This window comes from Micromonospora sp. CNZ297 (genome assembly GCF_007827625.1).
Genome location: NZ_VISU01000056.1, coordinates 1 through 9,939 on the forward strand (window position 1 = coordinate 1; position 9,939 = coordinate 9,939).

At 67.3% G+C, this 9,939-nt stretch carries 8 protein-coding genes, 2 pseudogenes and 1 riboswitch; of the genes and pseudogenes, 2 read left to right on the forward strand and 8 right to left on the reverse strand.

From position 1 onward, the window contains the following. The 7 genes from FB454_RS34510 to FB454_RS34540 all read right to left on the reverse strand — a co-directional run. Positions 1-96 (reverse strand): serine dehydratase beta chain (locus tag FB454_RS34510; RefSeq protein ID WP_145755309.1); only part of this gene is annotated, 96 nt, incomplete at its 3' end. 105 nt (positions 97-201) lie between these two features. After that, on the reverse strand, positions 202-1,128 hold the full coding sequence (locus FB454_RS34515) for a proline dehydrogenase family protein (protein ID WP_013476189.1): 927 nt from the start codon (positions 1,126-1,128) through the stop codon (positions 202-204). Between the two features lie 93 nt (positions 1,129-1,221). Then, positions 1,222-2,490: a serine hydroxymethyltransferase gene (gene glyA, locus FB454_RS34520; protein WP_013476188.1), complete on the reverse strand. Its 1,269-nt coding sequence runs from the start codon at positions 2,488-2,490 to the stop codon at positions 1,222-1,224. A gap of 6 nt (positions 2,491-2,496) precedes the next feature. Further along, complete coding sequence (gene gcvH / locus FB454_RS34525) at positions 2,497-2,874, reverse strand: glycine cleavage system protein GcvH (RefSeq protein ID WP_013476187.1); 378 nt, start codon at positions 2,872-2,874, stop codon at positions 2,497-2,499. A 32-nt stretch (positions 2,875-2,906) separates the two neighbouring features. Continuing rightward, positions 2,907-4,034 (reverse strand): glycine cleavage system aminomethyltransferase GcvT, encoded by a 1,128-nt coding sequence (gene gcvT / locus FB454_RS34530; protein ID WP_030274974.1) that lies wholly within the window; start codon positions 4,032-4,034, stop codon positions 2,907-2,909. Positions 4,035-4,172: 138 nt separating this feature from the next. Then, positions 4,173-4,262: riboswitch (glycine riboswitch) on the reverse strand. A 105-nt stretch (positions 4,263-4,367) separates the two neighbouring features. Beyond that, positions 4,368-5,330, reverse strand: a complete 963-nt coding sequence (locus FB454_RS34535; RefSeq protein ID WP_013476185.1) for a LysR family transcriptional regulator — start codon at positions 5,328-5,330, stop codon at positions 4,368-4,370. 108 nt (positions 5,331-5,438) lie between these two features. Beyond that, complete coding sequence (locus tag FB454_RS34540; protein ID WP_030274976.1) at positions 5,439-8,018, reverse strand: collagenase; 2,580 nt, start codon at positions 8,016-8,018, stop codon at positions 5,439-5,441. Positions 8,019-8,293: 275 nt separating this feature from the next. Here FB454_RS34540 and FB454_RS34545 point away from each other — a divergent pair, with 275 nt between their 5' ends. Both FB454_RS34545 and FB454_RS34550 read left to right on the forward strand, forming a co-directional pair. Next, on the forward strand, positions 8,294-9,031 hold the full coding sequence (locus FB454_RS34545; RefSeq protein ID WP_051611145.1) for a response regulator transcription factor: 738 nt from the start codon (positions 8,294-8,296) through the stop codon (positions 9,029-9,031). A gap of 125 nt (positions 9,032-9,156) precedes the next feature. Continuing rightward, positions 9,157-9,848, forward strand: a pseudogene (locus FB454_RS34550) (acetamidase/formamidase family protein); the annotation flags it as partial. A 9-nt stretch (positions 9,849-9,857) separates the two neighbouring features. On the opposite strand, the pseudogene FB454_RS34555 reads toward FB454_RS34550, so the two are convergent. Further along, positions 9,858-9,939 (reverse strand): annotated as a pseudogene (locus FB454_RS34555) (IS5/IS1182 family transposase); the annotation flags it as partial.

Here is a 9,939-nt window from a genome sequence, read left to right on the forward strand (position 1 = left end):
ACCCGCCACGAACGTACGGGCGGCCCGCATCGGCCCGACGGTGTGCGAGCTGGACGGCCCGATACCGACGCTGAAAAGATCGAAAACACTGATCACGGCGCAATGCTCCTGTCATCGCCACGCACGGTGGTCTTCGGTTCCGCGCGACCGCCCATGGCTGCCTGGTCCGCGACGAACGATGCCGGAAGCTCCGCGTCGCGATCAGTCGGCGGCGCCAGGCTTGAAGGATCGAGCCAGGAGGAGCAGGTTCGCGGGCTTCTCGGCAAGCCTGCGGGTGAAATATGCGTACCAGTCCTGTCCATACGGCAGATACACCCGCACGCGGTAGCCCTCCCCCGCAAGCCGCGTCTGCTCGTTCGCGCGGATGCCGTACAGCATCTGGACCTCGAAATCGGTGGTGCTCCGGCCACCGGCGCTCGCGAGCCCGATGGCGCTGTCGATCAGGCGGGGGTCGTGGGTCGCCACCATGGGATAGCCCTGGCCCTGCATCAGGATCCGCAGGCACCTGTCGAATGCCTCGTCGATCTGACGTCGTCGCGTATATGCCACTGACGCCGGCTCCGCGTAGGCTCCCTTGACCAGGCGGACCCGGCTCCCTGCGTACGCGAGGCGCTGGCAGTCCGCCGGGGTACGGTGCAAGCACGCCTGCAGCGCCACGCCCACCCAGGGAAATTCGGTACGCAGTTCGTCCAGCACGGCCAGCGTCAGGTCAACCGTGGTGTGATCCTCCATGTCGAGGGTTACCGTGGCGTCGGCGGCAGCCGCAGCGGCACAGATGTCGCGCGTCAGCCGATAGGCGTGTCGGCGACCGTTGTGGGGCAGCGCGCTACCGAGCGCCGACAGTTTCACCGACACCTCGGCCATACCGGGCATCCGCGTCGCGGAGAGTAGGCTGAGATACGCGTCGCGTACAGCGGCAGCCTGCTCGACTGTCGTTGTTCCTTCGCCGAGATGGTCGATCGTCACCCGCATCCCGGATTCGACGATGCGCCGCGCCACTGCGATCGCCTCGTCGTTCACCTCGCCGGCAACGAATCGTTGCACCACGCCCCGGGTCAGGGGGGATCCGGCGATGATTCTCCGGAGTCGGTGACTGCCGGCCGCCATCAGCAACAGCTTGTTCGGCAATTGGGGTCCTTTCTCGGGGCTGTTGTCGCCCTCAGGAAGCAAGGCGTGACGAAGCGATCTACCACCCGCGGGAAGCTCGGGTTCCCCGTACGGTCAGGAGGTGTGGCCGGGGTGGAGGGGGTGCCGATCGACGAGGCGAGCCACCCGCGTGCGTAGCGACGTGTCAGCCTCCTTGGCGGTCAGAGCATCGGCGATGATGTCGGCCACCTCCGTGAAGTCCGCTTCGGAGAACCCTCGGGTGGCGAGACCGGAGGTACCGATCCGTAGCCCGGAGGTGACCATCGGCGGGCGTGGGTCGAATGGCACGGCGTTACGGTTGACGGTGATGCCGACGCCTTGCAGCAGCCGCTCCGCCTGCGCGCCATCGAGATCCGCGTGGCTCAGGTCGACCAGCACCAGGTGCACGTCGGTGCCTCCGCTGACCACCCGGATGCCGGCCTTCGCGACCTCGGCGGCGCAGAGACGATCGGCAACGATCTTCGCTCCGGTCAGGGCGCGCCGCTGCTGATCCTGGAACTGCGGTTCTCCGGCGATCCGAAAGGCCACTGCCTTCGCAGCCACGACATGCGCCAGCGGACCACCTTGCTGGCCTGGGAAGACCGCCGAGTCCAGCCTCCGCGCGAGATCGGTGTAGGCGCTGAGGATGGTGCCGCCGCGGGGGCCGCCGAGGGTCTTGTGCGTGGTCAGGGTGACGACATGGGCGTGAGGGACCGGGTTGGGATGCAGACCGGCCGCGACCAACCCGGCGAAATGTGCCATGTCTACGAGCAGGTATGCGCCTAGCTTATCGGCGATCCGCCGGAACCGGGCGAAGTCGAGCGTTCGAGGGTAGGCCGACCAGCCGGCGATGAGCAGCTTCGGCCGATGCTCGCGCGCCAGCTCTTGGACCTCATCCATGTCGATCAGGTGGTTCTCGGCGCCTACGCGATAGCTCACGGCCCGGTACAGCCGCCCCGAGTAGTTGATGCGCATGCCATGGGTCAGATGACCGCCGTGAGCGAGGTCGAGCCCGAGGATGGTGTCACCCGGCTCGATCAGAGCAGCCATCACGGCGGCGTTCGCCTGCGATCCGGAATGCGGCTGCACGTTCGCGTAGGCGGCGCCGAACAGGCGCTTGGCCCGGTCGATCGCCAGGCGCTCGATGTCGTCGACATGCTCGCATCCGCTGTAGTAGCGCCGTCCCGGGTAGCCCTCCGCGTACTTGTTGGTGAGGGCCGATCCCTGCGCCTGAAGGACGGCTCGGGGCGCGAGATTCTCGGAGGCGATCATGCCCAGGGTCTCGTGTTGCCGGCGTAGCTCCCGGCCGATCGCCTCGGCGACGGCGGGGTCGAGGTCGGCCAGATCATCGTCGAAGGCTGCCATCGGGGCCTACCGCGACTCGTTGGAGAAGGCGCGGTACTCGTCCGGCGACATCAGGGAAGGCATCTGCGCCAGCCGGACCCGCAGGAGCCAGCCTTTGCCGTACGGATCGGCGCCGATCAGGCCCGGATTGGCGATGACCGCCTCGTTGACGGCGACGACCTCTCCGCTGACCGGGAGATACAGCTCCGCGACCGACTTCGTGGACTCGACCTCTCCACACACGTCACCGGCAGTCAGGTGGCTCCCCGGCTCGGGCAGTTGCACATAGATGACATCACCCAGCGCTTCGGCGGCGAACGCGGTGATGCCTACTTCGGCCGGCTGAACCGAGTCGTTGACCCACTCGTGGTTGAGGCTGTACTTCAGGTGTTCCGGTACGTTCATGACGCTGAACCCTCGCAAGGAATGGCCGCGGATCACCGCGGACGACGGTAGAACGGAAGAGGGACGATCTCGACCGGCTCGGTGGTCCCCCTGATCTGCACGGCCAGCCGGATGCTGTCGCTGGTGCCGGCACGGATGCTGGCCATCGCGATCGGCCGTTTGAATGTGGGTGAAGGGGTGCCGCTTGTGATGAGGCCGACCGGATCAGCACCATGGCCGTCGTCGGTCAGCGTCACCACCTGCTGGCCCGCTCGGGGAATTCTCTGCCCGGACGCGACGAGGCCGACGAGCCGACGGGTAACGCCGCTCTTGTGGGCCTCGGCCAGCGCGGCTCGTCCGACGAAGTCGCCTGGTTTGACGAAGGACACCACCCGCCCCAGCCCGGCATCGAACGGGGTGACGTCACGGCCGATCTCTGCGCCGTACAACGGCATTCCAGCCTCGATGCGGAGGGTGTCGCGGCACGCCAGCCCTGTGGGCGTCAAGCCGTGACGCCGACCGGCCACAAGCGCTGCTTCCCACGTGCGCACCGCGTCTTCGGCGTGTACGAGCAGTTCGAAGCCGTCTTCGCCGGTGTAGCCGGTACGAGCGACGACGGCTGGACGACCGTCGATGTCCAGTAGCGCTGCGGTGTAGTAGCGGAGCCGGGTGAGTCCCGTACCGGTCAGGGCTTCCACGATGGGGGCGGCGCGCGGCCCCTGCACCGCGATGATCGCCCGCTCGTTCGTGCGGTCGGCGGCCCAGGCCGCGTAGTCCGCACAACGGGTCCTGATGGCCGCATGTACGACGCGTGTGTTGATGGCGTTGACGACCAGCAGGTACCGGTTCGATGCGAGGCGATAGGCAACGAGGTCGTCCAGCACCCCGCCGGCGGCGTCGCAGAGCATGGTGTAGCGCGCGCCACCGATCGGTACGGCAGACAGGTGCCCGACCAGAGCGTAGTTCAGTGCTGTCGGGGCCTCCGGCCCCGATACCTCGAGCTGCCCCATGTGGCTGAGGTCGAAGAGGCCGGCCTGTTCGCGTACGGCGCGGTGCTCAGCGAGCTCGCTTCCGTAGCGAAGGGGCATCCGCCAGCCGCTGAAGTCGGTGAATCGAGCTCCGTGTCCTATATGTGATGCATGCAGAGGTGAGCGGAGCAGAGCCGCAGGGTCCTGGTGCACGGGGGCGCTCCTCGTCCCGACGCACGCGGCGTCGAACGGTCGGTTGCCTCCCGCTCTGTCATTGACCTGAGAGCTTCACCGCTGCGTCAGCGGCTTGCACCGTGGGTGAGACGACGGTCGTCTGCTTTCCAGAGTCACCTCGCCTGCACGGTAATGGGGCCTGAGAGTTTCTTGGGAGTTTGCTCCTTCGGCGCTCCGAATGAACGGAGTCTCTCCCGTGCAGGTTCGAATGGTGTCTATGTAGTTGTGGGCCATTCGCAGGTTAGGTGACGGCACATACCGCGTCAACATCATCCTGCCCATAGCTGATGCCTATATATCGCCGTCGGATCGCTACGACGCTGCGGGATGGGCGTGGGGATTGGCCCGCCACCATCGGGCGAAGGCAGCGTTGTCGTTGACGTGATCCAGGTAGGCCCGGGTGATGGCCTGGAACAAAGCGCTGCTCTGTGCAGAGGTCAGCGCATCGCGCCGCCAGACGACCATCAGCCTGGCCAGCAACTGCGGCTCCCCGCGCAGCGGCAGCACCCGAGTCCCGGCGGCCGGGGCCCAGGTCGGGTCGACCAGCCGGACACCGTCTCCGGCGGCCACCAGTGGGTGCGCGGCGCCACTCGGCGCTTCGTACCGGATCTTCGGCTCGAAACCTGCGGCGCGGCAGGCCCGTCGCAGCGAGGCGAGTGAGCCGTCGTCCGGCCCCGGCGGACACACCCACGATTCGTTTCTCAGGTCGGCCAGCCGCACCTGCTCGTGGTGGGACTGCGGGTGGGAGGCGGACATGGCGACGAAGATCGGGTAACGGGGGATCAGTGGCCGGCTGGTGAGCGTGGGACCGATCGGCAGCTCGAAGCCCTCAAGGATGCCCAGCAACGCGGCATCCAACTGGCCTCGGGTGAGCGCCTCCACCAACAGTCGCGAGGACGGCTCTATCTGCAGCGCGATCTCCGGATCCGGGAACGCTTCCGCGACGTGGCGTACGAGGCTGCCCGCGCAGGCGATGTGGACGGTGCCGAGTCGGAGCAAACCTGGAATAGGGTGCCGGTCGCCGAAGTCCTCGACGAGCGCGTCGACCTCGGCCAGCACGACGCGGGCGCGCTGGAGCACCTGCTTGCCGAGTTCGGTCGGTTGCATACCGGTACGGCTTCGGACGAACAGCGGCCCACCGACCGTCTTCTCGATCCGATGCACCTGGGCCGTCAGCGCGGGCTGTGACAGGCCCAGGCGGGCGGCGGCGCCGGTCACGCTTCCGGCCTCGGCGATGGCACTGATCGCCCGCAGGTGGCGCACATCGATGCCCATGACCGAGATTATGCACGCGGCCGCAGGCGGCGCGGCGGCCACAGGCCAGGCGGGCGCGCCGCCCGGCAACTCCCGCCGGGCGGCGAACTCATACCCATCACATGTGGTTCAGTAGCGCGTGCTCACCGTGGTGCCAGAGCAGGCGGTCTTCCCGTAGAGGCTGATGTAGTGGTAGCCGGCGGCCGGGCTGGGGATGGCCAGCGACTCGGTGTTGCCGGCCCCGGCGGAGGAGCGGGTGGCGTTGCTGGTGGTGGCCCAGCTCGACGGACTGTAGTAGAGATCGCAGTTGCCCGTGCCGCCGGCCACGGCAATGGTGAGGGTGCTGACGCCGGCGGGCAGGTAGATGTACAGGTAGTCGTAGTTGCCCGCGGTCGCGGAGCGTCCACTGCGCTGGCAGTTGCGGTCGAGGGTACGCGTGTCAGTGCCGCTGCATTCCGGCACGGTGGTGCCGCCACCCGTCGTGACCGAGATCGTCTGGGACGATCTCGCGGTCGCCCCCTGGTTGTCGGTGACCGTCAGCGAGACGGTGTAGGTGCCGGCCGCAGCGTAGGTCTTGCTGGGGTTGACGGCCGACGAGGTGCTCCCGTCCCCGAAGGCCCACTGCCGGGAGGCGATGCTGCCGTCGGCGTCCGAGGACCGGTCGGTGAAGGTGGCGGTGAGCCCACTGGTCGCCACGGTGAACGAGGCGGACGGCGGCTGGTTGGTCGGGGGCGGCGTGGTGCTCCCGCCGCAATCCCCTGCCGCGCAGCGCGTCAGCCAGGCGTCGAAGTCGGCGTCGTAGCGTGAGCCGATGGTGCTGGTGAGGTACGTGCGGGCGGCGTTGAATGCCCCCGATCGGTAGTATCCGAGCACTGTCGTCATGTCCGGCCGATGGGACTGCATCATGTACCGCACGGCCAGATAGCCCCAGTTGTAGATGCGCGTCTGGTCGTTGTTGTAGGTGGTGTCGAACAGCGTGCGCAGCGCATAGGTGTGGTTGCCCGCCTGGCTCTGGGCACTGGTGTAGGTGACGTTCCGGTAGGAGTAGGAGACGTACTCGGCGAAGCCTTCGATCCACCAGATGGTAGGTGTGGTGATGTTGGCGCTGAAGTCGCCGTACATGTTGAACCGGCCATCGAGGTAGTGGGTGTACTCGTGGTTGAGGTTCCAGATCTGGAAGGCCGGCCGGACCCACTCGGCTTCGTAGGCGATGAACCTTGCCTGGTTGTTGGGGTCCGACGGGTTGCCCTCCAGGTACATGCCACCGTTGTTCGTATCGATGCCGTAGATGGCGCCCGCGTAGGTCTGGTAGTCGGTGCTCGAGTTGAAGACGACAACCTCGATGTCGGTGTTGACATCGCCTGCCACCGGCCCGCTGTCTGCGACCAGGCTGTGGAAGTAGGCGTCCTGGCCCTTCAGGCTGGTGCAGGACTGGCTCAGTTCAGCCGAGGTCATGTCCTGCGCGACGATCTTGATCGACGGGCTGCATGTGTAGTTGATGGTCAGGACAGAGCTGGTCAGCTGGGCGGAGAGGTTGCAGGTGGTGTAGTAGGAGCAGTTGGCGACGTCGTATGCCTGGGTCATCTCCGCGACGCCGACCCAGAGCGGCGCGGTCGGGCCGGTCATGTTGCTTCGCGAGAGAAGCGCCGACGCCATCGGCCGCACGATGGGCTTGAGCGGGGCGTGCTGCAGGAATCGTCCGAGTTCCCGGCCCGCGTTCGACGTGAGGTAGCCGTTGTCGGTGCCGAGAAGACCAGCGTGGGTGTTCGCGAAGTTGTACAGGTTGTCGAGCACGGTGCGGTCGGCCTGCACGGCGGAGACGAACGCGGGCACCTGGTGGCCTCGGAACAGCACCGTGTAGACGTTGTTGACCGCGTTGAGCATGTACCAGGACGAGGTGTACGACGAGTTGAAGCCGGTCAGGAGCCGGTTCACCACGAACAGGTATCGGGCGTTCTCCTGTGCGCTGTCGATGAGCGTCACCGCCTCCGCCAGGGTCTCACCGTTGGCGTCGGTCACGTCCCAGGCGCGTGGGTTCGCGAAGAAGGCGTCGAGCGCTGAGCGGATCGCGGTCTGGAGTGCCGGCCCGTAGGTTCCGACGCTCGTGTCGTACCACTGCACGTAGTAGCCGGCCCGCAGGTAGAGAACGAGCTGGGGCATGCCGGTGGAGGGGTTACCCGGGTAGCCGGGCGAGCCGTCGCGCACCGCGTACGCGACGCTTGCCATCTGCGCCTCGCGGAAGGCGTTGTAGGCATCGCTGCCGGAGAGGCTGAACAGGCTGTTGATGCAGTCGACCGTGGATCCCTTGATCTGGCTGACCAGCGCCGACCCCGTTCGGCTGGTGAAGTCTGCGGTGCTGCAGGCGGCAGCGGCGGCGCGAGACCCGGCGTCCGACGGCCGAGCGCGTCGCTTCGGGGTTGCCGGGCGGTCGTAGTCGACACGGGCGGCGTCCTTCGCGGCCGGCTGCGGCGGGCGCTTGTGTACGGGGAGCGCCTGCTCGCTCACATGGTCTACCCGGTCCTTGCCCCGAACAGTCGCATCGCCCGCTGCCGGCGGTGCCGCATCGGCCTTCCTGGCCTGCTGCCCGGGTGGCACGGGCCGCGCCGAGTTCGCGGCGGCCGGCGGCGCGATGACGCCGCAGGCGAGCGTCAGCGCGGTGAGCACGCCGATCAGCTGACCTAGTCTTCGCCGCAATGGGTGTCCAGACATGCTCTCTCCTCATGGGCGAGGGTGTGATCCAGCAAAGGCGCTGACGCACTTCGATGGATGCTTGGGGGGTGGACGCTAGCCAGGCGGCTCCAGCGGCCACAACGAGTCCACAGCGGGTGGTCAGGGTGGCCCGCCTGGGCCTTACCGGAACCTGTGAGCGATGCGTCGAGGGTCGTCGGATCGATCAGGCGACGTGATGGACAGATGACATGAAAGCGGGCGGTCCGGTCGTGCGATCGTCCAGGTGTTCACGATTCAGACACCGGACGGCAACCATGGCGACCATCTTGCTCATCGACGAAGACCATCGCTATCGGCGGCTACTCGGCGATCAGTTGACGCGCTTCGGTCATCTGGTCACCGAGATCGCCCTCCATGAGAGCGGGCGGACGTTGTCCGACCTGACCTGCCACACCCACCGGAGGCCGGATGTCGTGATCGTGGACCCGGTCGTGCCGGCGGTGGACGGGCTGCTGCTGATGCGCCTGCTGTGTGTCGCGTCCCGCCGCCCGGTTCTGGCACACAGCATCAGGAGTATCGATGATGACGTCGTCCGCATGCTGCGCGCCGGCGCAGACGGATTCCTGCCGAAGCCGTGTCCACCCGCGGTGGTTGACGCCTCCGTCCGCGCTCTGCTGCGCCGGGTTCCGCCGGCACCGCCTCCGGCGCCGTCCGAGGTCGGCGCTCTTCGCATCGATGTGGCAGGTCGCAGCGTCTCAGTGGACGGACGACCCGTGGCGCTGACGCGTACCGAGTTCGAGCTTCTCGCCTATCTTGCGGAGCACCCCGGCCGGGTGGTGCCACGGTCGCAGCTGCGGACGAGGATCCGCGCGGAGGGCCTGCCGTCGGCGGCGTCCCTGGACGTCCTGCTGTCCCGTCTGCGGCGCAAGCTGGGCGAGCGCTCGACAGGCACGAAATACCTGCACACCGCTCGGGGGCGGGGAGTCTCGTTGCGACCGGTTCCGGCTCGGGAGCAGATCACGCAGACATCCGGGAGCGATGCGGCGCGTTGATCGCCGATCGTTCTGGGCCGCGCCGCGGCGCACTTCATGGAGGACCGCGATGCGTTGCGGCAAGGGACGTGGTCCGGCGGGCCGTTACCAGACGAAGCAGCATGACGAGGGACGAGTGTGATGTCATGGGGAAGATCGGTCATCGGCCCGCCGAGCGACAACTCGCTTACACGTTCGGGGGTCGGATACCAGTCGCGCATCTGCGCTCCGGTGACGTGCTGGAGGTGTACACCGAGGACTGCTTCGGTGGCCGGCTTCGCAGTGTGTCCGACCTGTCGTCCTGGATGTTGGAGACGCCGCATCTGAATCCGGTCTCCGGACCCTTCCTGATCGAGGAGGCCGAGCCCGGTGACACACTCGCCATCCACATCGTCTCGATCGTTCCCGCGCGAGACTGGGGGTGTCGTCCACGCCTCCACACATCGGCGCGCTCGGATCCGGTGTGCGAGCGCTCGCGCTTGGCGCACCGGTCGAGGCGCGGGTCTGGTTCTATGAGATAGATCGTCGGGCTGGAACGGTCCGGTTCCAGCCGACGAGAACGGACCATGCGGTGGACCTGCCGCTGGAGCCGACTATCGGCGCCATAGGCGTGTCTCCCGGGAGACTCGAGGCTCGGTCCACCATGGTGCCTGATTTCTACGGCGGGAAGCTCGACATCCCCGAGGCGCGTGCGGGCGCGACCCTGTACCTGGGTGTCAACGTTCACGGGGCGATGCTTGCGCTCGGTGACGGCTACGCTCGCCAGGGGCACGGCCAGGCCTGTCCGGCCGGTGTGGCGATCGCTACCGTCACCACTGTCGCCATTGAGGTGATCAAGGAGCCATTTTCATCCTGCGTAGCGGTCGGCTTCGACGCGGTGCAGGACGAGGATGGCCTGCACGATCGCGGTCGCTCGGCGTGGGCAGCAG

What these genes read in the sequence shown, in the direction of transcription:
- FB454_RS34535 (WP_013476185.1), bottom strand. Translation starts at nt 5,330, where the DNA reads ATGGGCATCGATGTGCGCCACCTGCGGGCGATCAGTGCCATCGCCGAG.
- FB454_RS34545 (WP_051611145.1), top strand. Translation starts at nt 8,294, where the DNA reads ATGGCGACCATCTTGCTCATCGACGAAGACCATCGCTATCGGCGGCTA.
- FB454_RS34540 (WP_030274976.1), bottom strand. Translation starts at nt 8,018, where the DNA reads ATGTCTGGACACCCATTGCGGCGAAGACTAGGTCAGCTGATCGGCGTG.
- gcvH (WP_013476187.1), bottom strand. Translation starts at nt 2,874, where the DNA reads ATGAACGTACCGGAACACCTGAAGTACAGCCTCAACCACGAGTGGGTC.
- glyA (WP_013476188.1), bottom strand. Translation starts at nt 2,490, where the DNA reads ATGGCAGCCTTCGACGATGATCTGGCCGACCTCGACCCCGCCGTCGCC.